Annotated in this window: 19 protein-coding genes; 11 read left to right on the top strand and 8 right to left on the bottom strand. The window is 61.3% G+C overall.

The genetic code is table 11. From position 1 onward, the window contains the following. A partial coding sequence (locus BLP82_RS25405; protein ID WP_305883181.1) for a carbon starvation CstA family protein occupies positions 1-420 on the bottom strand: 420 nt, incomplete at its 3' end. Between the two features lie 325 nt (positions 421-745). Here BLP82_RS25405 and BLP82_RS25400 point away from each other — a divergent pair. Together BLP82_RS25400 and BLP82_RS25395 are read left to right on the top strand one after the other, a co-directional pair. Beyond that, complete coding sequence (locus BLP82_RS25400) at positions 746-2107, top strand: cache domain-containing protein (protein WP_092174705.1); 1362 nt, start codon at positions 746-748, stop codon at positions 2105-2107. A 31-nt stretch (positions 2108-2138) separates the two neighbouring features. After that, positions 2139-2771, top strand: a complete 633-nt coding sequence (locus BLP82_RS25395) for a response regulator (RefSeq protein WP_024619432.1) — start codon at positions 2139-2141, stop codon at positions 2769-2771. A 35-nt stretch (positions 2772-2806) separates the two neighbouring features. On the opposite strand, the gene BLP82_RS25390 is transcribed toward BLP82_RS25395, so the two are convergent. Together BLP82_RS25390 and BLP82_RS25385 are read right to left on the bottom strand one after the other, a co-directional pair. After that, positions 2807-3676, bottom strand: coding sequence for an SDR family oxidoreductase (locus tag BLP82_RS25390; RefSeq protein WP_092174700.1), 870 nt, complete (start codon positions 3674-3676; stop codon positions 2807-2809). Between the two features lie 58 nt (positions 3677-3734). Beyond that, entirely contained in the window at positions 3735-4964 is a 1230-nt protein-coding gene (locus BLP82_RS25385) for an arabinose transporter (RefSeq protein ID WP_092174696.1), read from the bottom strand. Positions 4965-5104: 140 nt separating this feature from the next. Between BLP82_RS25385 and BLP82_RS25380 the strand changes: the two genes are divergently transcribed. Then, complete coding sequence (locus tag BLP82_RS25380; RefSeq protein ID WP_092174691.1) at positions 5105-5758, top strand: TetR/AcrR family transcriptional regulator; 654 nt, start codon at positions 5105-5107, stop codon at positions 5756-5758. A gap of 92 nt (positions 5759-5850) precedes the next feature. Beyond that, the gene (locus BLP82_RS25375; protein WP_092174687.1) at positions 5851-6639 is read left to right on the top strand and encodes a transporter substrate-binding domain-containing protein; all 789 of its coding nucleotides are present in this window, start codon (positions 5851-5853) and stop codon (positions 6637-6639) included. Between the two features lie 327 nt (positions 6640-6966). Here the strand turns inward: BLP82_RS25375 and BLP82_RS25370 are convergent, their stop codons facing one another. The 3 genes from BLP82_RS25370 to BLP82_RS25360 are packed head-to-tail and all read right to left on the bottom strand — an operon-like array spanning position 6967 to position 9874. After that, positions 6967-7986 (bottom strand): TRAP transporter substrate-binding protein, encoded by a 1020-nt coding sequence (locus BLP82_RS25370; protein WP_092174683.1) that lies wholly within the window; start codon positions 7984-7986, stop codon positions 6967-6969. A 50-nt stretch (positions 7987-8036) separates the two neighbouring features. After that, positions 8037-9317: a TRAP transporter large permease subunit gene (locus BLP82_RS25365; protein WP_092174679.1), complete on the bottom strand. Its 1281-nt coding sequence runs from the start codon at positions 9315-9317 to the stop codon at positions 8037-8039. Continuing rightward, positions 9314-9874 carry a TRAP transporter small permease gene (locus tag BLP82_RS25360; protein ID WP_092174675.1) on the bottom strand — a complete coding sequence of 187 codons (561 nt, stop codon included), beginning with the start codon at positions 9872-9874 and terminating at the stop codon, positions 9314-9316. Before BLP82_RS25360 ends, BLP82_RS25365 begins: the two co-directional genes overlap by 4 nt. Positions 9875-10774: 900 nt before the next feature. Between BLP82_RS25360 and wecB the strand changes: the two genes are divergently transcribed. From wecB to BLP82_RS25330, 6 genes are all read left to right on the top strand, one after another. After that, positions 10775-12007: a non-hydrolyzing UDP-N-acetylglucosamine 2-epimerase gene (gene wecB / locus BLP82_RS25355; RefSeq protein WP_092174714.1), complete on the top strand. Its 1233-nt coding sequence runs from the start codon at positions 10775-10777 to the stop codon at positions 12005-12007. A 36-nt stretch (positions 12008-12043) separates the two neighbouring features. Then, a complete protein-coding gene (locus BLP82_RS25350; RefSeq protein WP_092174670.1) occupies positions 12044-14257 on the top strand; it encodes a hypothetical protein in 2214 nt (737 codons plus the stop codon). A 12-nt stretch (positions 14258-14269) separates the two neighbouring features. Beyond that, complete coding sequence (locus BLP82_RS25345) at positions 14270-16384, top strand: glycosyl transferase family protein (protein WP_092174666.1); 2115 nt, start codon at positions 14270-14272, stop codon at positions 16382-16384. Next, complete coding sequence (locus BLP82_RS25340) at positions 16381-18186, top strand: bacteriophage N4 adsorption protein A (protein WP_092174660.1); 1806 nt, start codon at positions 16381-16383, stop codon at positions 18184-18186. The genes BLP82_RS25345 and BLP82_RS25340 overlap by 4 nt, the downstream gene beginning before the upstream one ends. Before the next feature lie 177 nt (positions 18187-18363). Beyond that, positions 18364-19146: an alpha-amylase family protein gene (locus BLP82_RS25335; RefSeq protein WP_092174710.1), complete on the top strand. Its 783-nt coding sequence runs from the start codon at positions 18364-18366 to the stop codon at positions 19144-19146. Positions 19147-19347: 201 nt separating this feature from the next. Beyond that, positions 19348-19596, top strand: a complete 249-nt coding sequence (locus BLP82_RS25330; protein ID WP_092174656.1) for a phage infection protein — start codon at positions 19348-19350, stop codon at positions 19594-19596. Between the two features lie 187 nt (positions 19597-19783). On the opposite strand, the gene BLP82_RS25325 is transcribed toward BLP82_RS25330, so the two are convergent. Next, on the bottom strand, positions 19784-20791 hold the full coding sequence (locus BLP82_RS25325; RefSeq protein WP_092174652.1) for an ABC transporter substrate-binding protein: 1008 nt from the start codon (positions 20789-20791) through the stop codon (positions 19784-19786). Positions 20792-20988: 197 nt separating this feature from the next. On the opposite strand from BLP82_RS25325, the gene BLP82_RS25320 reads away from it, so the two are divergent. Then, positions 20989-22008, top strand: coding sequence for a GlxA family transcriptional regulator (locus BLP82_RS25320; RefSeq protein WP_092174648.1), 1020 nt, complete (start codon positions 20989-20991; stop codon positions 22006-22008). 26 nt (positions 22009-22034) lie between these two features. Here the strand turns inward: BLP82_RS25320 and BLP82_RS25315 are convergent, their stop codons facing one another. Beyond that, the gene (locus BLP82_RS25315) at positions 22035-22976 is read right to left on the bottom strand and encodes a LysR family transcriptional regulator (protein WP_072404240.1); all 942 of its coding nucleotides are present in this window, start codon (positions 22974-22976) and stop codon (positions 22035-22037) included. Positions 22977-23314 lie beyond the last annotated feature (338 nt).

The following is a 23314-nucleotide window of genomic DNA, read 5'->3' as shown; positions in this document are numbered from 1 at the left end:
GGACAGGAACAGGACCATGAAGTCCTGCACCGCACCGGCCAGCACCACGCCGGCGATCAGCCAGAGCGTGCCGGGCAGGTAGCCCATCTGCGCCGCCAGCACCGGCCCGACCAGCGGCCCCGCACCGGCAATGGCCGCGAAGTGGTGGCCGAAGAGGATGTGCTTGTTGGTCGGGACGTAGTCCAGGCCATCGTTGTTGAGCACGGCGGGAGTGGCCCGGCGCGCATCGAGTTGCATCACGTTGTTGGCGATGAAGAGGCTGTAGTAGCGGTAGGCGACCAGGTAGATGGCCACGGCGGCGACGACGATCCAGAGGGCGTTGATGGGTTCGCCGCGGCGCAAGGCCACGACACTCAACGCACAAGCTCCCAGAACAGCCACGGCAAACCAGGCGAGGTGTTTAACCAGACGGGTTGTCATTGCATGTCTCCTGCCGATATCCAGTGGATTGCGGCGATTGTTTTTATAGTGTGCCCCGGCTATTCGGAGCCGGCCCAATATCCCTGCAAGTCGTCAATAAATAAATGCGCAGTACTACGTACGGGCCACCTACGTAGTTCTACGTAGACACCCATCCCCTGTGGGAGCGAGCTTGCTCGCGATGGCATTGTGTCAGGCGACATCCCGGCTGGCTGATCCGAGGTCATCGCGATCAAGCTCGCTCCCACAGGTTTTATGCCTCCCCCATGGGTTTGGCATATGATGCCGCCATTCGCCTCCCCGCCGAGCCCGGACAGGAGTACAGATGCTGCTCAAACACAAAATCGTCGCCCTCGGGATTTTGCCGCTGGCCCTGGCCATCGCCGTCATCTGCGCCCTGGTGATCTCGCTCAACCGCCAGTTGGGCGATCAACAGGCGCAACTGATCGAAGACAGCATCCTGGCGAGCAAGCGCGCCGAGTTGAAGAACTATGTCGAGATGGCGCAGAGCCTGATCGCACCGCTGTACAACGACGGCCAGGGCGACGAGCGCGCGCAACAGCAGGTCCTGGAAGAACTGCGCAAGCTCAGCTTCGGCATCAACGGTTACTTCTTCGTCTACGACCGCCAAGGCCGCAGCCTCATGCATGCCCGCCAGTCGGAGCTGGTGGGGCAATACCTCTGGGACATGAAGGACCCCCACGGCCTGCCGGTCATCCAGGCGCTGATCAAAAGCGCCGAGTCAGGCGAAGGGTTCCAGCGCTATGCCTGGAACAAGCCCTCCTCCGGCCAGGTGACCGACAAGCTGGCCTATGTCGTGATGCTGGACAAATGGGGCTGGATGCTCGGCACCGGGATTTACCTGGAAGATGTAGAGCGCGCCACCCAGAAAGCCCGTGACGAAGTCGCCCACGGCATCCACACCACCATGCAAGCCATCGCCGCGATCGCGTTGGTGGCGGTCCTGCTGGTGTTCGCCGGCGGCATGACCCTCAATGTCAGCGAGCATCGCCTGGCCGACAAAAAACTGCAGCGCTTGAACCAGCGCATCGTCAGCTTGCAGGAAGAAGAACGCTCGCGGGTTTCGCGCGAGCTGCATGACGGCATCAGCCAACTGCTGGTGTCGATAAAATTCCAGTTCGAACTGGCCAGCCACGTGTTGGAGAATGGCCAGGAAAATGGCCTGGGCATCCTGAAGAACGCCACCGACCGGCTCGGCGAAGCCATCGGCGAAATCCGTAATATCTCCCACGACTTGCGCTCGTCCCTGCTCGACACCTTGGGCCTGCCCGCCGCCATCGGCCAGCTCGCCACCGAGTTCCAGCAGCGCAGCGGGCTGGAAGTGTCCTATCGAAGCAACGAATTCGATTGCCGCCTTGAAAATGGCGCCCCTGTCTCACTGTTTCGCATTGCCCAGGAAGCCCTGACCAATATCGAGCGCCATGCCGGGGCGAAAAGCGTCGGCATTACCCTGTTCGGTTCCAGCCAGTCCTTGCGACTGACGGTGGTCGACGACGGGATGGGGTTCAACGTCCCGCAAGTGGAACGCGGCCATGCCGGCATCGGCCTGCGCAATATCCGCGAGCGGGTCGAACATTTCGGCGGTCGCCTGGAAGTGACGTCCGTACCGGGCCGCAGCGAACTGGACATCCTGCTGCCCATGAACCTCTCGGTCACGGAAAACTGATGCACGCCCACGCCAACAAGAGCACTCGTCGATGAACCTGCCTCCCGTGATTCGCGTCGCACTGGTCGATGACCATTCCTTGGTCCGCGACGGCATCAGGGCCCTGCTGTCGGTGATGCCGCAACTGGATGTGGTGGGCGAAGCCGAGAACGGCGCGCAAGCGATCGAAATGGTCGGTCGCTGCCAACCGGACCTGCTGCTGATGGACATCGGCCTCAAGGATAAGAACGGGCTCGAGCTGACCCGGCTGCTGGGCAAGCAATACCCCAGCCTCAAGATCCTGATCCTCAGCATGTACGACAATTATGAGTACGTGAGCGAGTCCGTGCGTTCCGGCGCCAGCGGCTACGTGCTCAAGAACGCGCCATCGCGGGAAATCATCGCGGCCATCGAAGCCATCATCAGCGGCGGCACCTTCTACAGTGCCGAGATCGCCCAGCGGCTCGCCACCGACCCACACACCGACAACGAGCTGACACCACGGGAAAGCCAGGTGCTGTACAAAATGGTCCAGGGCCTGAACAACAAGGAAATGGCCCGTGAACTGGACATCAGCGTACGCACCGTCGAAACCCATCGCCTGAGCATCCGCCGCAAGCTGAACATCGACAAGCCCGCGGCCCTGGTGAAATACGCGATCGACCACGGGATCATTTCCCGCTAGGCCCCACACCGTTCCCTCGCCACAGGTTACTCATTTCAATCGGCGTGGTAATAACCCGGCAACGCAAGATCATCCAACAATCCCGGGCCGCTTGGCATCCAGCCCAGCAAGGCACGGGTGTATTCGCTGGACACCGCCATGTTCGCCGCCGCCATATGGGCGAACCAGCCGAAATGCTCGCGCTCCCGGGATTCGACCGGCAACCCCAGGCCACGACCGATCGCCTGGGCAATGTCCTTGAACGGCACGGCCTCGTCGGCGACGGCGTGGTAGACGGATTGCGTCACCCCCTGCTCCAAGGCAAGCCGATAAACCCGCGCGGCATCCTGTCGATGCACACCCGACCAGCAATGACTGCCATCACCAGGGTAAGCCGATACGCCGCTTTGCCGGGCAAGGCGAATCAGGATCGGCACGAAGCCATGGTCGCCGAGGCCATGGACCGAGGGCGCCAGTCGCACCGTCGCCACACGCACCCCATGCTCGGCCAGGTCCCGGGCGGCGGCTTCGGACTTGCGGAGCGAAGCCGGGCTCACCACTTCCAGTTCACTCGCGCCCCGCGTCAATCCAAACAGGCCCGACGTCACCAGCAACGGCCGGTCGGAGCCGCGCAACGCATCGCCCAACGTTTCGATGGCGCGACGGTCCTGCTGGGCATTTTCGGCAAATCGCGAGAAGTCATGATTGAACGCCGTGTGAATCACCGCGTCCGCCGCCGAGGCTGCACTGTGCAAGATCTCGAGATCATCCAACGTGCCTGAAATCACCTTCGCGCCTGTCGCAGCCAGTGCGGCGCCTTTTTCTTCGCATCGGGCCAGGCCGGTGACCCGATGCCCGGCGGCGATCAGATCCTGTACCACGGAGGCCCCAACCCAGCCCGTGGCACCGGTAACGAATACGTGCATATGCAACGCTCCTGTTCTAAAAACCGAGACCAAAAATCTTCTATAACCCATCGAAGACTCAGGATTTGTATTGAACTTGTGCTTGCCGTCCTCTGAGCAGCATCAAGGCCACCCCGAAGGACAGCCCAACGGCAATGGCGCCGCCCAGGTAAACCGCACCGATGCCCCAGCCACTGGCCAACAAACCGGCCAGCGGACTGGTGATGCCCAGGGAAATATCAAGAAACGCGACGTAGGCCCCCATGGCGAGACCGCGTGCCTGCGGCGGCGCACGCCGTACCGCTTCCACGCCGAAGCCGGGAAACGCCAGGGAGTAACCGAAGCCGGTGAAAGCCGCGCCCACATAAGCCATGGTCGCGGTGTCGGCGCTCCAGATCAGCAGCAACCCAACGGTTTCGATCAATACGCAGACCAGGGCGACGCGAGCGCCGCCAATCTTGTCCGGAAGGTGCCCGAAAAGCAGGCGCGCAGCGATGAAAGCCACACCGAACGCCGTGAACGCCAAGGAAGCGTTGCCCCAATCCCTGGCCGCGAACAACAGGGCAATGAACGCCGTGAGGACACCAAAGCCGACGCTGCAAAACGCCAACCCCATGCCGGGAACCCACACAGCCCCGAGCATCGTGTAGAACGGTGTTCGCCGGGTCGCCGTAGGGGCGACAGCGCGCACCCCCGCGACAATCGGCAAGGCCAGTAGCGGAATGAACATCGAGGCCATGGCAATGCCGGTGAACCCCCAGGCGCCGTTGAGCACCACGCCGAGCGGAGCACCCAGGGCATAGGCCCCGTACATGGCGATGCCGTTCCAGGCCATGACCTTGCCGGCATGCTGCACACCCACCAGGCCGATGCCCCACCCCAGCGCACCGGTGACAATGAGGCTTTCGCCAATTGCCAGCAGCACCCGACCGCCCGACAAGAGCCAGACCGACGTGACCGGCGCGGCAACGAACGCCAGGGAAAGCAAATAGACCAGCCCTGAAACCGCGGCTGTCACCAGCCCGGTCATGACCGCGCGTTTGCCACCGCGCATGTCGGCAAAATTTCCGGCCCAGGCCCGTGACAACAGCGCCGCGGCGAACTGTGCCCCGACCACCAGGCCAATCACCAACGTGCCCATGCCCAGCGTGTCATGCAGATGGAGGGGCAAGACCGGCAGTTGCATGCCGATCGTGAGGAAACCGATGAATACGGTCAGTGTGAGCGGCAACAGCTTGAGTGCCGGATTGGCCTCGACGGCTGCCTGAGGCGCCGAAGAAGCGCCGAGATGAATATTGTCTTGTGTCATAACCCTACCCACGCAAAGGATGGATGTGACGTTGAACGCTGCCTGCGGAGGCGACTAGAATGCGATCAATTCGTCGCATTCAAGATACGAATAATCCGTCGCATTTCCTATTCGCATTCCCTGCCGAGGTTCATGCCCACATGTCCGAACGCTCAAGTCCGCAGATTTCCTCGCGCAAACAGCCGAAACAGGCACGCTCCACCGAGCTCGTCGCCGCGGTTCTGGAAGCGGCTGTTCAGGTTCTGGCGACCCAGGGCGCGGCACGTTTCACGGTGGCTCGTGTTGCCGAACGCGCGGGCGTCAGCGTCGGCTCGGTGTATCAATACTTTCCGAACAAAGCGGCGATCCTGTTCCGCCTGCAAAGTGATGAATGGCGGCAAACCAGCGACATGCTGCGCAAGATTCTTGAAGACACCCACAAGCCGCCCTTCGAGCGCCTGCGTACCCTCGTGCAGGCGTTCATCCAGTCCGAATGTGACGAAGCCCAGATACGCGTCGCCCTCAACGACGCCGCCCCGCTCTACCGCGACGCTCCCGAGCACCAGGCCGCGCGGATGTCGGTGCAACAGTCGGTGGACGCTTTCATGCTGCAAGCGTTGCCAGACGCCCCGGCCCAAACCCGGGCCCTGGCAGGTGACCTGGTCATCAGCACGCTCAGTGCCGTGGGTAAGCGCTTTTCATCAGCGCCCCGCTCTCCTGCGGACGTTGCCATCTACAGCGACGCCATGGCCGATATGTTCTGCGCCTACCTGGAAAGCTTGCAGCGACACCCCTTTGAGACCGCTGTCTGCTGACTGTTCGTCAGCCATGCTCCAGTGACAGCCTGCCAACACTTTTACTACACTCCCTGATCTTGTTTCCCTCCGCTACGAGACGTCCCCTCACGATGAAAACCATAACAAGCTCGATGACGTTCTGTGGCCTGTTGGCGCTCTCTTGCGGCGCCTTGGCCGAACCGGCACCTTCGCTGCTGGACCAGGTCCTGCAACGCGGCGAACTGAAGGTGTGCACCACCGGCGACTACAAGCCCTATACCTTTAAAACCGAAGCAGGCGAATACGAAGGCATCGACATCGACATGGCGCGCTCCCTGGCCGCCAGCCTCGGCGTCAAGGTGCAATGGGTGCAGACCACCTGGAAAACCCTGATGCCGGATATGGTTGCAGGCCAATGCGACATCGGCATGGGTGGGATTTCGGTGACGCTGGAGCGTCAGAAGAAAGCCTATTTCAGCACCACTCTGGACGTGGACGGCAAGATTCCCCTGGTGCGTTGCGAAGACAAGGAGCGTTACCAGACCCTCGAGCAAATGAACCAGCCTTCGGTGCGCCTTGTCGAGCCGGCCGGCGGCACCAACGAAGCCTTCGTCCGGGCGTTCCTGCCCAACGGCCAGCTCAGCTTCCATGACAATGTGACCATCTTCCAGCAACTGCTGGACAAGAAAGCCGACGTGATGATTACCGACGCCTCGGAAGCGCTCTACCAGCAAAAACTCAAGCCCGGCCTGTGCGCCGTCAACCCGACCCGCTACCTGCAATATGGCGAGAAGGCCTACCTGCTGCCACGGGATGACAACACCTGGAAGATGTACGTCGATCAGTGGCTGCACCTGAGCAAGGCCAATGGCAGCTACCAGAAAGTGATTGGCCAATGGCTGGCCGTACCAACCGAATAACCGTTGGCCGAAACAAAAATCCCTGTGGGAGCGAGCTTGCTCGCGATGGCGTCAAGCCAGCCGCATTGAGGTTGGCTGACACACCGCTATCGCGAGCAAGCTCGCTCCCACAGGGGGATCTGTGGCGTATATGAATCCTGGGCCAGCCCAAAACAATTGTGGGAACGAGCCTGCTCGCGATGGCGTCAGGTCAGCCACATTGAGGTTGGCTGACACACTGCAATCGCGAGCAAGCTCGTTCCCACAGGGGATCTGTGGCGTATGTAAATCCTGGGGCCGCCCCACGGGGATCTGTGATGGGGTCTGCTCCGGACAGGCCCATTCACCTCACTGTGCCGCGCGCACCTTGGCGATTTCCTCGTACATCATCTTCACCAGGTCGCCATCCAAGGATTTGGCGAACTTGTCGACCACCGGTTTCACCCGCTCACGCAAGCGATCTTTCTCGGCTGGGGTGATTTCATTGACGGTCATCGCAGCGGCCAACGTGGCCTTGGCCTTGTCCATGCTCGCCGCCGTGACTTCACGCTGGAATGTTTGCGCCTCGGCCGCAGCCGCGCGAATCATCGCTTTTTCATCGTCGTTGAGACGGTTCCAGGTTTTCTGGCTGATGATCAACGATTGCGGATTGAAGATGTGCCCCGTGACGGAAAGGTACTTCTGCACTTCGTAGAACTTGTTGCCCTCAATCACCGTGAAAGGGTTTTCCTGGCCGTCGATGGTGTGCTGCTCAAGGCCGGTGTAGACCTCGGGGAACGCCATTGGCACGGGGTTGGCGCCCAGGGCGGAGAAGGTCTCCAGGTAGATCGGCGACTGGATGACGCGAATCTTCAGGCCCTGCATGTCTTCAAGCTTGGTCACGGGATGCTTGCTGTTGGTCAGGTTGCGAAAACCCAGGTCCCAATAACCCAGCCCTACCAGTCCTTTGCTGTCCAGTTGCGCCGCCAGCTTCTGCCCGACCGGCCCATCGATGACCGCATGGGCCTCCTCGACGTTGTTGAACAGGAACGGGAAATCGAGCATGGCGTAATCCGGTGCCTGGGCGGCCAGGATGCCGGAGTTGAGCACCGTGATGTCCAGTGTGCCGCCCTGCAACGCCGACACCGTTTGCACATCGCCGCCCAACGTGCCGCCGGGGAACAGGCGGACCTTGATCTTGCCGCCGCTCTTTTCGCTGAGCAGGTCGGCGAACTTTTGCGCCCCCTGCCCCTGGGGGTGCTCCTTGACGTTCTGGAAGGCGAATCGCAAGGTCCGCTCGCGGATCTCGTCCGCGTGGCTGGCCACGCCGGTCAACAGCAAGCCCGTCGCGCACGCTCCGGCCAGCAGGGTTTTCATCAGTTTTCCCATGTCACTCTCCGATCGTTATTGTTTTTTAGGTCGAGCTAACAGCACCGGTGTTATCCGGTGAAGAATTTCAACGGCCCCAGGACCAATTGCGGGAACAGGACCAACAGCAACAGCACCACAAACTGCGCAAACATGAACGGCCATACCCCGCGCACGATTTCCTCGAAGTCCAGCTTGGCCACCCCGCAAACCACATTGAGCACCGTCCCCACGGGCGGCGTGATCAGGCCGATGGCCGTGTTGATCAGGAACAGCACGCCGAAGTACACCGGGTCGATCCCCGCCTGGATGACGGCCGGCATCAGCACCGGGGTGAGGATGAGGATGGTCGGGGTCATGTCCATCACCGTCCCTACCAGGATGATCAGCACCATCATCACCAGCAACAGAACGGTCTGGTTGTCCATGAACGGCGCCAGCAGCTCCGCCAGTTGGCCCGGCAGGTCGGCGATGGTCACCAGCCACGATGAAACCATGGCCGCCGCCACCAGCAGCATCACCACCGAAGTGGTCTTGGCCGAGGACAGGATCACTTCGTACAACTGGCTGACCTTCATTTCCCGGTAGATCACCAGGGACACGAACAGCGAATAGACCGCCGCGACCACCGCCGCTTCCGTGGGCGTGAAGATGCCGAATTTCAGGCCCAGGATGATGATCAACGGCAGGCCCATCGCCCAACTGCCATCGAGCAACGTGCGCAGCACTTCGGTACGGGAACGTTTGGACGGTGTCTCGACGTTCTCGCTGCGGGAGATGTACCACCAGGCAACGGCCAGCGAAGCCCCCAGCATCAACCCCGGTACGATCCCGGCCAGGAACAGCTTGGAAATCGACACCCCGGATGCCACACCAAAGACGATGAAACCAATGCTCGGCGGAATGACCGGCGCGATGATGCTGCCGGCGGCGATCAACCCGGCCGAGCGCCCTCGGTTGTGCCCGGCCAAGACCATCATTGGTACCAGCAACGCCGCCAGCGCCGCCGCATCGGCCACGGCCGAACCGGACAACGATGCCAGCAGGCAGGAAGCGATGATCGCCACGTAACCGAGGCCACCGCGCTTGTGCCCTACCAGCGCCATGGCGATGTTGACGATGCGCTTGGACAGGCCACCGACGTTCATGATTTCGCCGGCCAGCATGAAGAACGGCACGGCCATCAGCGGAAAACTGTCCGCGCCGTTGAGCAGGTTCTGGGCAATGATTTGCGCATCGAACAGATCCAGGTAAACCATCAACGCCACGCTGACCACCAGCAAGGCAAACGCGATGGGCATGCCCAGTGCCATGCTGCCGATCAAGGACCCGAGAAAAATAACCAGCGTCATGGGCGGGTACTCTTGATGGAATCAGAGGTGCTGGGGTGATGAGTGATCGCCTCGCCGTCGTTGTCCTTGACCATCATCAGTTCGTCATCCCCGAGCTTGCCGAACAACGCCAGGTAGAGCTCGTAGAGCAGGATCGGTGCGGCACTGGCGCCGAACACCAGGCCGGCGCCATAGAACAGCGCCATGGACAATCCCGATGCCGGGGCGACTACGCTCAGGTTGATCGCCGCCTGTTGCCAACTGCCACTGAAGATCAGCCAGCAGATGTACAACATCAGCAGATGCCCGATGACCAGGCAGATCCGCTTGCCTGCCGACGGCAAGCGCTTGACCAGGCTGTCCATGCCCAGGTGGGCACGGTCCTTGAGCGCCACCAGGGCACCGAGAAAAATCATCCAGACGAAGAACCAGCGCGACAGCTCCTCCGACACACTGATGCCGGAGTTGAAGGCATAGCGCAGCACCACATTGCCGAACACCAGCACGATCATTGCGAGCATGCACAGCACGATCAGCAGCTTCAGCAGCTTGAAATACAAATCGACGACTTTTGCCATCTTGAAGACCTCTCGGATTGTCGAGTGCCGGGTTCCAACCGGGGTGATAGAACGGCGACGGTGTCCGCTATCGAATCCAAATGGAGATGTTCCGAGGGGCTTGAGGCCAGGAGCGCCAGACCGAGGGAAAGGTGTCGGGCGTTTGCAGAAAGGTTCGCATGAGGTGTTCCTCTATTTTTTATTATGGTCTTGGCAATGCGTCGCAAGACGTATGTGGCGCTTAAAATGTACCAACCGGTTAGTTCGGTCAATATCCCAGGCACCAACCCATGACAAAGCGGGCGATTATCGGCTATGCGTTCACAGGTCTGCCCGCCCCCCGCACCTGCGAAACCAGGCACAAACTTTCCTTGGTTGAAGAACAGCAGCACGCCCGATTAAAAAGTTATTTACCAACCGTTCGTCATAATAAATAAAAATAAAATGAACAAAACTCAGTCACAGCACCTTGCACACAGTTAACTCAAGCCCACCAACTACGAGCCAATGACAACATTCCGGCGCCAGTCTAACGACATGCAAAAATTCCACCTTGTTTTTTCAGGCGCCAATAATTAACAACGGAACACCTTTCACCACCACAACAAAAAACAAAAATAAAACCCTTTAAAATCAACAACAAATAATATTAACCCTGAAAATTAACAGCCATTCCCCCACCCTCAATGAGAGCTATTAAAAAATATTAATAAAACTTCCTATAAAAAACTTTGCGCCCACGCTCTTTGATGCTATTAATCTGCCGAGCCAAAAACCAAGGTGCCACCACGTAACTTTCTTTACGCGCACAACCCCTTTCGGATATTGGAACCACACTTAACTTAAATCACTTACTCAAGTGCGTACCCGCACTTGGGCGAACTGTTGTGCGGCGCAGCAAACTGCGCGAGGAAGGGCGTCATCGCTACTCAAGTCCCACGAATCAAGATCCTGTCGATCTTCGGCACCCGTCCCGAAGCCATCAAGATGGCTCCTTTGGTCAAGGCCCTCGCCGCCGAACCAGGCATTGAATCGCTGATCTGCGTCACCGGCCAGCATCAAAGCATGCTCACGCAGGTGTTGGATCTGTTCGATCTCAAGGCTGATTTCACCCTTGACGTGATGACGCCGCACCAGACGCTCAACTCCCTGACTGCCGCCCTCTATAGCGCCATCGACCCGGTCCTGGAACAGACCCGGCCGGATCGGGTGCTGGTCCATGGCGACACGACTTCGGCCATGGTGGCCTCGATGGCCGCCTTCCACCGGCGCATCCCCGTAGGCCATGTCGAAGCCGGGCTGCGCACCGGTGATATCTACAGCCCATGGCCGGAAGAAATGAACCGTCGCTGCATCGATCTCAGTGCCGACCTGCTCTTTGCCCCTACCGGCCAATCACGGGACAACCTGCTGGGCGAACGCCTGCAAGGTCGCTGCCTGGTGACCGGCAATACGGTGATCGATGCACTGCAACTGACTGCGCAACGCATCAATGGCGATGCCCGGTTGCGCGGTGATCTGGACCAACAGTTCCCGTTCCTGCAAACCGGACGCAAGCTGCTACTGGTGACCGGTCATCGTCGGGAAAACTTCGGTGAGGGTTTCCTGGACATCTGCAAGGCCTTGCGCGAGCTGGCCCAGCGCACTGATATCCAGATTGTCTACCCGGTGCATCTCAATCCCAACGTATTGGGGCCGGTGACCGAACAACTGGGCGACCTGCTCAACGTGCACTTGATCAAGCCCCTGGATTACCTGGCGTTCGTGCGCCTGATGCAACATGCCCACGTCATCCTCACTGACTCCGGCGGTGTGCAGGAGGAGGCGCCGTCCCTGGGCAAACCTGTCCTGGTGATGCGCGACGTCACCGAGCGCCCCGAAGCCGTGGCCGCTGGTACCGTGCGCCTGGTGGGCACGTCCCCGGCCTCGATCATTGCTGGCGTGAACGCGCTGTTCGACGACGCGGCCTTGTGGCGTCGTGCCTCTCAGGCGGTCAATCCCTACGGCGATGGCAAGGCCAGCCAGCGCATCGTCGACACCCTGATGGGACGCGCGGTCGACGACTTTGTCGTGGGTCAGGTGCAAGCGGCCCACGAGCCGTCACACACGCCGCTGTCCGAGCCACGCGAATTGCTCGCCGATTTCACCTCATAACTGCTACCCACCCTTATCAGATCGAGATTTGCCTGAATGAAGCCTTCCGTTGCCATTCCTACGGGCGCGCTCAGCGCCCTTGCCTGTGGCCTGAGCCTGCTCGCGCTCATGCCAAACTTTGCCCTGGCTGCGGATAGCCCGCTCACCCAGGCAATCAACCGACTCAACGCCGATACTCGCCAGGAGCGTGAGATCCGCTTGAGCGACCTGGGCATCACCGCACCAATCCTGCTGGGTGCCAGCGACGCTCGACGCGAACTGTATTTGCCGGTACCCGCCGGCGTGACCCTGAGCGATGCGACACTGCAACTGGACGCCAGCTATCTCAATGGCGAAGGCGGCCGCAATACCATGCTGCTGTCGCTCGATGGCTACCCGGTGCGCGCCGAAGGCCTCAGCGAGGCGCAGGGCGATGCCAGCGTCAAGCTGGGCGTAGACCAGGCCCCGCGGGACAACGGTCTGGTACGCCTGGGCATTGCCTGGTCGTCGGTGGTCTCCCGGCCGCTGTGCGAAGACGACCGGGTCATCGGCAACGTGCTGCGCATTCAGCCCGATACCCGCCTGAACTACAGCTACGATGCCAGCCAACTGAAGGATGTCGGCGCCGCCTGGACGACACTGCCGGCCAACCCTGGCATTCTGGTCGCACCGGGCTCGTTGTCGGCCGGCAGCTATGATGCCGCCTGGCGATTGGGCGTGGCCCTGGAGCGGATCGGCAAGCATGCCCGTATCCTGCCCTTCCCTGCCCTGCAGGACAGCGTCGACCTGAGCAACCTGCGCGTCCCGGCCGAACTGTTGAACATTCCCGCCTTCGCCAGCCTCAATGGCAAGGGCCTGCATACCTTGGCCAACCCAGCCGAAATCGGTGCACTGCTGATGCTTGGCCAAGTGCCGAACCTGCAGGCCGACCTGGCCATCAGCGACCCGCAACTGCTCCAAGCCATCAACCAGTCCCTGGATGCCTTGCAGAACCAGGTCCAAGGCGTCGACGCCACGGCGGCAGCGGCCTTGACCCAATGGCGCAATGCGCACGTAAACGCCGCCCTGGTGGGCACCGGCACTGACAACGTGCGCCTGGCGCTGCTGGGCACTCGCCCGGTGCTGACGATCGCCCCGGATGCGACCGGCAAAGCCCTGTCCTTGCTCGGCTCTGCCTGGAACAAACTGGCACGCAGCCGCCAGTTGACCGTGAACGAAGCGCAAACGCCGTTGAGCGAAGATGGCCGCGTGGCCCTGTCGCGACTGGGCGGCGCTCCCGGTAACTTCGACGTGGCCTCGCGATTCGACTGGAGCACTTCGTTCCCTCTGGGCAGCGTGGCGTATGACGGTCGCCTGCCTGTCACCGCCGTGGTCGACGTCTCCGCCGCACCCGGCGCTTCGGACACCGCGCCCGTGGCCTCGCTGTTTTTCAATGACTTCCTGATCGGTGCCCAGCAACTGACCACCGATGGCGAACCACAACGCATCCAGGCTCACATCCCACGCTACGCCCTGGGTTCGAAAAACGTACTGCGCGTCTCGTTCCAGCGCCAACCGGTCAGCGACCGTTGCCTCGAAACGCCTCAGGCGTTCCCGGTGTCCGTACTGCCTACCAGCCATATCGTGCTGGACAAAACCTCACTGGGTGACGATTTCGCCGGCATCGCCGCACGCTTCGCCGTCGACACCCAAGTGCTCGTTCCCCAGGCCTATCTTGACCACCCGGCCAGCAGCCTGGCCCTAGTGATCCCGGTGGCCGACGCCTCGGGTGTCTCGCCGCTGCGCGCACAGTTGAAAGTCAGCACCGATCCGAAAGCCGCCGTCAGCCCGGACAAAGCGTTCCTGGCTTTCGAACTGCCGCTCAAGGACAGCAAGGAGTCGGTCCAGGTCGACGAGCAAGGTCACCTGCGGATCAACCACAAGGACCAGGTGATGCTGGATGTGCAGCGCCTCAACCAGTTGGCATCGTTGCAAGTGGTGCAGACCTCGGGCCAGCACGGCCTGGTCTATCGGGCCCTGGGCGACCAGCCCCCAAGCCTGGCCAAGCCGGTCGTACTGACCCGTGGCGATGTGGCGATCCTGGGCGACAACGGTGCCGTGGTGGTCTTCGATACCCAGGATCCCAACGGCAGCCAATTGATCGGCGAGGAAGAGCCCAAGGGCCTGGATGCCTGGCGCAAACCTTCACTGCTTTGGCTGATCCCGGGTGGCATTGCCTTGTTCCTTATCTTGTTGCTGGCAGGCCGTAGCGCCCGTCGCAATCGCCAGTAACGGTAACCTTTGATGACGTCGCTTTATTGGCCCTATTGGCTGGCCCACTACTACAACTACCTGGAAGCCGCGACCATTGTGGTCGCGGTACTGATCCTGATCTCCAGCCTGGACGATCTGATCATTGACGTGTGGTACTGGTCTCGTCGCCTGTACCGCAAATTCACTGTAGATCGCCGCTATCGGCCACTGACCGTCGAGCAATTGCTGGCCCGGGACGAGCAACCCCTGGCGATCATGGTCCCGGCCTGGCTGGAATACGACGTCATCGCGCCGATGATCGAAAACATGGTGTCGACGCTCGACTACCAGAACTACGTGGTCTTCGTCGGCACCTATATCAACGACCAGCGCACCATCGACGAAGTCGAGCGGATGCGCCGGCGCTACAAGCAGTTGCACCGCGTGGAAGTGCCCCATGCAGGGCCGACCTGCAAGGCTGACTGTTTGAACTGGGTGATCCAAGCGATTTTCCTGCACGAGAAAACTCATGGCATGACCTTCGCCGGCGTCGTGTTGCACGACAGCGAAGACGTGCTGCATCCGCTGGAATTGCGCCTGTTCAACTACCTGTTGCCGCGCAAGGACATGATCCAGTTGCCGGTGGTCTCGCTGGAACGCAACTGGTACGAATGGGTGGCGGGCGTCTACATGGACGAGTTTGCCGAATGGCACGGCAAGGACCTGGTGGTGCGTGAAAGCATGACCGACACCGTGCCCTCGGCCGGCGTCGGCACCTGTTTCTCCCATCGTGCCCTGCGGGTGCTGGCCGGTGAAACCGAAAACCAACCGTTCAACACCGACAGCCTCACCGAGGACTACGACGTTGGCGCACGATTGGCCAAGGTCGGCATGAACGCGATCTTCGTACGCTTCCCGGTGCAGTTCCGGGTGCTGCGCAAATCCTGGTTCCGCAAGCCCTATGAATCGACCCTGACGATGCCGTTGTGCGTGCGTGAGTTTTTCCCCGACACCTTCCGCACCGCCTTCCGGCAAAAGGCGCGCTGGACCCTGGGCATCGGCCTGCAAGGCTGGGAACAGATGGGCTGGAATGGCTCGCTGGCCAACCGATACCTGCTGTTTCGCGACCGCAAGGGCGTCGTGACAGCGTTCATCAGCATCATTGCCTATGTGATCCTGGTGCAACTGCTGGGCCTGATCATTCTGCGCAACAGCGGCTTGTGGGACGTCAGTTTCCCTACGCCCTTTGAAACCAACGACGTGATCAAATACCTGTTACTGGCCAACGGCGTTGCCCTGGCCTGGCGCATCCTGCACCGCTATTACTTCACCACCGTACTGTACGGCTGGCAGCACGGTTTGCTGTCGATCCCGCGCATGCTGGTGGGCAACTTCGTCAACTTCATGGCCGCCTCTCGCGCTTGGCGCATGTTCCTGGTGGGCAAGGTCATGAACCGCAAGCTGGTCTGGGACAAGACCATGCATGACTTCCCGTCCACCGACCTGGTCGCCACCGCACCACGCCGCCTGGGCAGTGTATTGCTGTCCTGGCAAGCCATTACCGACACCCACCTGCAAAGCGCCCTCGACGAACAACAATCGCGCAATGTCCCGCTGGGTCGGATTCTGCTCAATAACGGCTGGCTGGACGACGAAACCCTGGCCGAAGCCATCGCGTTCCAGAATGACTTGCCGCGGGTCTTCGATGTGGCCGAAAAAGCCGCAGCCTCAACCTCGTCGCTGGCCAGCGAGTTTGCCTTGCGCTGGCGGGTCATTCCCCTGGGGCGCAATGGCGAAGGATGTGAACAGATCGCCGTCGCCAACCCGCTTTCCGATGAAGGTCTGCAACAGGTCAGCGCCGAACTGGGCAGCGAACCGGTGCAACTGATCGCCCGGGAGAGTGAAATTCTCGCGTTGTTGCGCCAATTGCCGGCGAACAACGGTCATGCCGTACCGAATGCCAGCGCGCCGCTGCTGGGCGACCTGCTGATCGAAATGGGCCTGCTCGATCGCGATCAGTTCAGTCGCGCCATGCTGCAGTATCGTCCGCAGCATCACGGCCGGATCGGCGACTACCTGGTCGACAGCGGCGTATTGCCCCGGGCGACGATCGAACAGGTGGTGGCACGCCAGCACAGCCTCTACCCCATGGAGCTTCCGGCATGAACCGCCCCCTTCTGACCCTCTTGGCCGCGGGGCTGAGCCTGATTCCCGTGCTCGCGTCTGCCGAGACATTGCCGCTGCCGTTGACGGGGCCGGCCTACACCGCCGCCAACGAGGCCTACAGCGCCTACGAGCGCAAGGACTACGACCTGGCCATCGCCAAGGCGCGCGAAGCCCTGCGCCAGCGCGCCGACATGACGCGCTTGAACACACTGATCGAGCTGGCCGAACGGGACAAGAAACTGCGCGACCAGCCGCGGACAGCCAGATCATCCCGCGCCGTGGCGGCAGCACCGGGCTTCGCCGCCGCGTCCCAGGGCTTCAAAGCCTACGATCGCGAACAATTCGGCCTGGCCGCACAATCGGCCCGCAAGGCCATCACCCAGGCACCCCGACGCCGGGAATACCGGTTGTTACTGGTCGACGCCCTGCAACGCCAGCAACACCTGGAAGAAGCCGACCAAGCCGTTACCGATGCGCTAGGGGTTTTCACCAATGACACCTCGTTGCTGATGCGGCGCAAAGAAATTCGCCGCCAACTGGCAGCACCGCTGGCGGTCCAGGGCTACCGCGCCCTGCAGCAAGGCAACCGCGCCCTGGCTGTGGAAAAGGCCCGCAAAGCCGTAGCCTGGGCTCCGGAAATCGCCGCCAACCAGCAACTGCTCGATAGTGCATTGCTCGATGCCAATGATTCCGACGCACCGGTCCTGGAGTGTCAGGAAAGCGCCTTCGGCCTGACGTGCGCCACCCGGCCGGTTAACACCTATGAGCGGGCACCGGTGAGCGATCTGCAGCTTGCTTATGATTCGGTCCGCAGCGGCGATGACGAGGCGGCCCACGCCGCGTTCCGCAAGGCCGACGCCACTGAGCCACTGAAGCCGGCGGCAGCCCAGGACGCCGCCTACAACGCCATGCGCGTCCATGAGGACGACGAATCCGTCGCGTACTTCAAGCGCGTGATCGATGGGCAAAAAACTGCAGAAGCGCCCATGTCCGCGCAACAACTGTTCGATACCCGCCGCGCCGTGGGTGACGTTTCGCGCAGGATGGGCCTGACCAGCACCACCAGCTATCGCGGCTCCAGTGGCCTGAGCGGAGCGCCGAGCACCAATAACAGCGGCGGCAGCGAAAGCAACGACCTGCTGCAAAACAGCACCGAACTGTCCTGGCGCCCATTGGGTTATCGCAACGCCCGCTTTGTCGAACTCTACGGGCGTATCACCGACACCCTGTGGAGCAAGAACAGCGACTCGGACACCGGTGCCGATGCCCTGCAGGGCGCCGTTGGCGTACGGGTCAAGCCCTTCAGTTCCATCAACATCATGGCCGCCCTTGAACGCACGTTCCCTCTCGGCTCTTCCAATGTCGACGGCGACTGGCTGGTGCGCCTGGGCTACGGTTCGAGCATCGGTACCGACCTGCGGGTCGATGTGCCGAGCTGGTGGACCTCGCAGTTGTATGCCGAGGTCGGCCATTACATCAACGACTCGCGCAACTACTTCAACAGCGAATGGCAAGTAGGCCGCAGCTACGCCATCGGCGGGACCGGTTCGCGCTGGGTGACCTTCCCCCATGTCGTCGCGGCGATCGACTACGATTCGAAGATGAAGAGCGAAGCCGGTGGCGGCTTTTCTTCCGGCGACGCCGGAGGCATCGGGATAGGAAACAACGTACGCTACTGGTTCCGGGAAGACGCCTACAACGCGCCACGTTCCTATGTGGATTTTTCCCTGCAATACCGCGCCAGGGTGTTCGGCGAGGATCGCGCCAAAGGGGTGTTCGCGCGCTTGACCTACTCCTATTGATCCGCTGGGTGTGCCAGTCGGTCCATCGCTACGAAAAGCGGCTCGTCTTGCCGAGCCGCGACTACACTGCATCCAGAAGGAACTTGTTTGAAAAGCTTCGCAACGTTCATCCATCGCAAGACTGTCGCGGCACTGTTACTGGCCGCGCTCCTCGCCGCAGGTACAGGGACGTACTACATGACCACCCGCGCTGCACCGAACATCGTCGGCATTGTCTGGCAGCCGGACAACCAGACCGTCGGCATCAGCGGCAATTGGGAAAAACTGGGCGTGCACGAGCTGCTGGTGCAATGGACGGTGGTGGACGACCAGGCCTTCGTGCCCGGCACCGGCCTGACCAGCGTGCCGGTACTGCCGGATTGGGCGCGCATCGCCAAGGCGCCCTGGGCCCAGGATGTCATCCTCGGGTTGGCCGGTTATTTCAGCGAGAACCGCTCTCGGGACGATATCGAGCAACTGGCGGCGCTGTCGGAGCGCATCGCTGGGCTGCCCACGCCATTGCATGTCACCGGTTGGTACTTTCCGGCTGAAGTCGACCCCAGTTGGTCAGGCGCCACGGAATTACCGGCCCTGCTCGCCAAGCTGCCGCGGCCGCTGTGGATCAGCGTCTACGACGGTGCCAACATCGGCCCCGCCGCCACCGCAGACTGGCTCAAGCAATGGCTGCCAAACGATATCGGCGTGTTTTTCCAGGACGGCGTCGGCGTCTACGCCCGCACCGCCCCGGTGGCCCGCAACTACGCCGATGCCCTGCGCGATCGGCTTGGCAAGGACCGCGTGCGGATCATCGTCGAAGCCTTCCGCCCCCAATACGGCGGTGGTTTCCGCGCCGCCACCGTCGCCGAGCTCAAGCCACAACTGGCGGCCTATTCGGGCTACCCGCTCTACCTGTTCGATGGCCCGCACTACATGGCGCCTGCATTGGTGGACCAGCTGAAGCAAGCCCTGGCCCAGCCCTGATCAGGCATCTGAACCTATCCGCTCGCCCTCGCTTACCGAGTTTGTATCGGTCTGTATATCAAATGCGGGCTGATACGAAATGATGGATTTCGCCCCCTCCTCGCACACATCGTCGATACATCCGCGCGTTTAACTGTGATCACCGGACAGCAACACATTCATTGCCACCGGCCCACTCAATCAAGCGCAAGGAGAATCACCATGTTCAACTTCTCGAAACTTTCGTCTATGGCAATCGCCCTGACACTGGTTGGCGGCGTCGGCCTGTCGAACGTGGCCTCGGCAAAGAACGCCCCGGCCCAGGCTGCGCATCAACTGGCTGAAGGCGGGTCCGATCGTTTGATCCAGAATCGCGTGGCCGAGGGCGGCTCTGATCGCTTGATCGACAATCGCGTGGCTGAAGGCGGGGCTGATCGGTTGCAGGCGTTGCGTGAACGCAGCGCGGTGTGAGGCGATTTTGTGGCCAGAGATCTCGCCGGACGCTGTAGGAGCTGGCGAAGCCTGCGATCTTTTGATTTTGATTGGCAGCGCAAAGATCGCAGCCTCGCTTCGCTCGACAGCTCCTACGGGTGTCCACCCGCGGGAGCAGGCTCCCTCGCCAATCGGCCACGTCGACGATCCATGGGCCGGCCCGGATTCAGCTGCCGGCGTCGGCATGGGCCTCTTCGAAGAAATAGTCCTTCCAGCTGTCGGCCTTGTTTTTCAACACGCCCAGTTCATGCAGTTTTTCGGCATAGATGTAGGTGCGTTGCGGAACGACGGTGAAGTCGATTTCGGGGTCGGTGACGATTTTTTCCACCAGCGCCAGCGGCAACTTGGACTGTTCTACGCGGATGTAGGTCTGGGCAGCGGCCGGCTTGTCGGCCTTGATGATGCCTTGCGCCTCCACCAAGGCATCGTAGAAGGCCTTGTAGGTCTTGGGGTTTTCGTCGTGGAATTTTTCCGTGGTGTAGAGCACGTTGAACGTCGCCGGGCCGCCCAGCACATCATAGGAACTGAGCACCTTGTGCACATTGGGGCTTTGCAGTGCCTGGTACTGGAACGGTGGGCTGGAGAAGTGCGAGTTGATCTCCGACTGGCCGGCGATCAGCGCCGCCGTCGCATCCGGGTGCGGAAGGCTGACCGAGATGTCGTCGAATTTCTTGAAGTGATCGTTGCCGAACACCTTGGCGGTTTCGATCTGCAACGTGCGCGACTGGAACCCGACACCCGCCGCCGGGACAGCGATCCGGTCCTTGTCGGTGAAGTCCTTGAGGCTCTTCACGTTCGGGTTGTTGGTCAGCAGGTAATTAGGCATCGACCCCAGCGAGGCGATGGCCTTGACGTTCTGCTTGCCGCGGGTCCGATCCCAGATCGTCAGCATCGGCGGAACGCCCGCCGACACCACATCCAGAGCGCCGGTCAGCAAGGCCTCGTTCATCGCCGTCGCGCCGGAAATGCTGTTCCAGTCCACTTTGATATCCAGGCCCTGGGTCTTGCCATGCTTCTCGATGAGCTGCTGGTCACGCACCACATCCAGGATCAGGTAGCCGATACCGAATTGCTGGGCGATGCTGATCTTGCCCTCGGCGTGGGCCAAGGGATTGAGCAGCGCAGTGGCCGCCAGGGAAACCAACAAGGTGAGCGCAGGACGCTTGAAAGCCATGGTCTGGTGAACCTCACAGTAGGTGAAAGACTGAAGATCACGACTTTAAAGCTATAAAAATATTAATTTAAATACCTTAATAGCATATCAATAGCACCTAAATATTCGGTATCCGAGCCCATGAAGCCGCACCCACGGGCACGATCACTTGATAACCTTGCAGACCTCCCCTGACGAACACCCGGCGCGAAGCAAACATGAACGAAGTGTCCCTGGATATCGGCATCGCCACCGAGTCCGTTTCCCAACCGCGCACCCTGGTATTCCTGGCCTACCCGCAGATGGGTTTGCTGGACCTGACCGGGGCCCAGACCGTGTTCTGGGCCGCCACCAAAGCCATGACCGAGCGCGGCCTGCCCGGCTACGCCATGCACACCGCGAGCCTGGCCGGCGGGCTGATGCAGAGCGCCGAAGGCCTGGTCGTGGACACCCGTGCCCTGCATGAGCTCGACGGGACGCTCATCGACACGCTGATCGTGCCCGGCGCACCGGACATTCGGCAGGCGATGATCGACTGTGTCGACCTGGTGCACTGGCTGCGCAAGGCCTCGGTCCAGGCCAGGCGCACGGCATCGGTGTGCAGCGGCACCTTCCTCATGGCCCAGGCCGGCTTGCTGGACGGACGTCGGGCCGCCACCCATTGGGCCATGTGCGAGATGCTCAAGAGCGGTTTCCCGTCGGTTGAGGTGGACCTCGATGCAATCTTCATCCAGCAGGGCAATGTGTGGACTTCGGCTGGTGTCAGCGCCGGCATCGACATGGCCCTGGCATTGGTCGAAGCCGACTGTGGTCGCGATGTGGCCCTGCAGGTGGCCCGTGAGCTGGTGGTGTTTCTCAAGCGCCCCGGCGGGCAGGCGCAGTTCAGCCAACTGCTGCAATTGCAGATGCAAGAGAGCGCCGGGTTCGACGAACTGCACGTGTGGATTTCCGAGCACCTGGACGACAACAACCTCACCGTCGAGCGGCTGGCCCGGCAGGCCAGGATGAGCCCGCGCAATTTTGCCAGGGTCTACAAACGCCAGACCGGCCGAACCCCGGCCAAAGCCATCGAGATGTTCCGCCTTGAAGCCGCGCGTCGATTGCTCGAAGACTCCCCGCGCAACATCGACCAGATCGCCCGATCCTGCGGTTTCGGTGACGAGGAACGAATGCGCCACACGTTTCAGCGCCATCTCTCGATATCCCCCCGGGAGTATCGCAGCCGGTTTTCTCGCTGAGGGCGAAACCCTTGCGCCACTGTCCGTCAGGCCACTCGCCTGGATTGCTCCTGCGGGCCGGCCTGCTCAGCCAGGAGCGCGCTGCAACGGGAACGCAACCAACGCTCCCCCGGATCGTTGTGCGTAGCGCCGCGCCAGACCATGGAAAGCTCATGTTGGGGCAAGCAGATCGGGGCCGCTTGCACCCGCATGCCGGTCGCCACCGCCATCGCCTGGGCAACGTAATCCGGCACAATGGCAATCATGTCGCTCTGGGCCAGCAGCACGGGCAAGGCGCTGAACTGCGGCACGGTCAACACCACCCGCCGCTGTCGGCCCATCAGGCATAACGCGCGGTCCGAATCATCGATGACATTGCCCATGGACGATACGACGGCATGGGGCCGACGGCAGAATTCATCCAGGGTCAGCTCGCCGGGCTGCGAATCGGCGCGCAACAACATCGGTCGAATCGGCCGCAGTGTCTTGCGCCGGGCATTGGCCGGCAGTTCCAGCGTCGGGCTGATGCCCAGGGAAATCTCGCCACTGACCAACAGTTGGGAGACCTGCCATTGATCGGTCCGGCGCACCACCAATGTGGTGCCCGGTGCCTCGACCCGCAGGCGACGCAACAGCTCCGGCAGTAGAGCGTACTCGACGTCATCGCAAAGGCCGATATGGAAGGTCGCCTCGCTGGTGGCCGGTTCGAACGCCTGGCAGCGGCCCAAGGCGGCGGCGATACCATCCAGGGCCGGTGACAGGTTGGAGAAGATTTCCCGCGCCCGGGAGGTCGGTTCCATCAACCGTCCCGAACGGATGAACAAGGGATCATCGAACATCAACCGCAAGCGCGCCAGGGCACTGCTGATCGTTGGCTGGCCGAGAAACAGCTTTTCGCTGACACGGGTCACGTTTCGCTCGTGCATCATGGTTTCGAAGACCACCAGCAGATTGATGTCAGCACGACGCAGGTCATTTCTGTTCATCATAGTCGTCGCCCCAGGCGCCAGGCCATTGAGTCAGGAGTGGACAAGATCGTCGCCTGCGCCCTCCATCAAGGCCTGCGGCGACGAGGTGTTGAAAGCGTAATCCTCGAAGCACGCCAAGTCTGTTGTACGTGGGGACACCCGACTCACCCTTTGGGCAACGTCATCGATACTTCGGTATATATCCAGGCCCACAAAGAGGTGTTGGCACAGCTTGGCGGGATTTCAGGGTTTTATGTCCTACCTCAGGCAAAGCGGCGCTTCTAAGATAGAAACCGATGCTCTGTCGCCCCGACATCCAGAGCGAGACCACGTAAAAACAAAAGGTCTGCCAGCGTGCC

Source organism: Pseudomonas sp. NFACC37-1 (assembly GCF_900101575.1).
In the GTDB taxonomy this organism is placed as follows: Bacteria; Pseudomonadota; Gammaproteobacteria; order Pseudomonadales; family Pseudomonadaceae; genus Aquipseudomonas; species Aquipseudomonas fluorescens_AA.
The sequence above is the reverse complement of the archived record's forward strand: the minus strand, read 5'-3'. Positions and strand labels throughout refer to the sequence as shown.

What these genes read in the sequence shown, in the direction of transcription:
- BLP82_RS25400 (WP_092174705.1), top strand. Translation starts at nt 746, where the DNA reads ATGCTGCTCAAACACAAAATCGTCGCCCTCGGGATTTTGCCGCTGGCC.
- BLP82_RS25395 (WP_024619432.1), top strand. Translation starts at nt 2,139, where the DNA reads ATGAACCTGCCTCCCGTGATTCGCGTCGCACTGGTCGATGACCATTCC.
- BLP82_RS25390 (WP_092174700.1), bottom strand. Translation starts at nt 3,676, where the DNA reads ATGCACGTATTCGTTACCGGTGCCACGGGCTGGGTTGGGGCCTCCGTG.
- BLP82_RS25385 (WP_092174696.1), bottom strand. Translation starts at nt 4,964, where the DNA reads ATGACACAAGACAATATTCATCTCGGCGCTTCTTCGGCGCCTCAGGCA.
- BLP82_RS25380 (WP_092174691.1), top strand. Translation starts at nt 5,105, where the DNA reads ATGTCCGAACGCTCAAGTCCGCAGATTTCCTCGCGCAAACAGCCGAAA.
- BLP82_RS25375 (WP_092174687.1), top strand. Translation starts at nt 5,851, where the DNA reads ATGAAAACCATAACAAGCTCGATGACGTTCTGTGGCCTGTTGGCGCTC.
- BLP82_RS25370 (WP_092174683.1), bottom strand. Translation starts at nt 7,986, where the DNA reads ATGGGAAAACTGATGAAAACCCTGCTGGCCGGAGCGTGCGCGACGGGC.
- BLP82_RS25365 (WP_092174679.1), bottom strand. Translation starts at nt 9,317, where the DNA reads ATGACGCTGGTTATTTTTCTCGGGTCCTTGATCGGCAGCATGGCACTG.
- BLP82_RS25360 (WP_092174675.1), bottom strand. Translation starts at nt 9,874, where the DNA reads ATGGCAAAAGTCGTCGATTTGTATTTCAAGCTGCTGAAGCTGCTGATC.
- BLP82_RS25350 (WP_092174670.1), top strand. Translation starts at nt 12,044, where the DNA reads ATGAAGCCTTCCGTTGCCATTCCTACGGGCGCGCTCAGCGCCCTTGCC.
- BLP82_RS25345 (WP_092174666.1), top strand. Translation starts at nt 14,270, where the DNA reads ATGACGTCGCTTTATTGGCCCTATTGGCTGGCCCACTACTACAACTAC.
- BLP82_RS25340 (WP_092174660.1), top strand. Translation starts at nt 16,381, where the DNA reads ATGAACCGCCCCCTTCTGACCCTCTTGGCCGCGGGGCTGAGCCTGATT.
- BLP82_RS25335 (WP_092174710.1), top strand. Translation starts at nt 18,364, where the DNA reads ATGACCACCCGCGCTGCACCGAACATCGTCGGCATTGTCTGGCAGCCG.
- BLP82_RS25330 (WP_092174656.1), top strand. Translation starts at nt 19,348, where the DNA reads ATGTTCAACTTCTCGAAACTTTCGTCTATGGCAATCGCCCTGACACTG.
- BLP82_RS25325 (WP_092174652.1), bottom strand. Translation starts at nt 20,791, where the DNA reads ATGGCTTTCAAGCGTCCTGCGCTCACCTTGTTGGTTTCCCTGGCGGCC.
- BLP82_RS25320 (WP_092174648.1), top strand. Translation starts at nt 20,989, where the DNA reads ATGAACGAAGTGTCCCTGGATATCGGCATCGCCACCGAGTCCGTTTCC.
- BLP82_RS25315 (WP_072404240.1), bottom strand. Translation starts at nt 22,976, where the DNA reads ATGATGAACAGAAATGACCTGCGTCGTGCTGACATCAATCTGCTGGTG.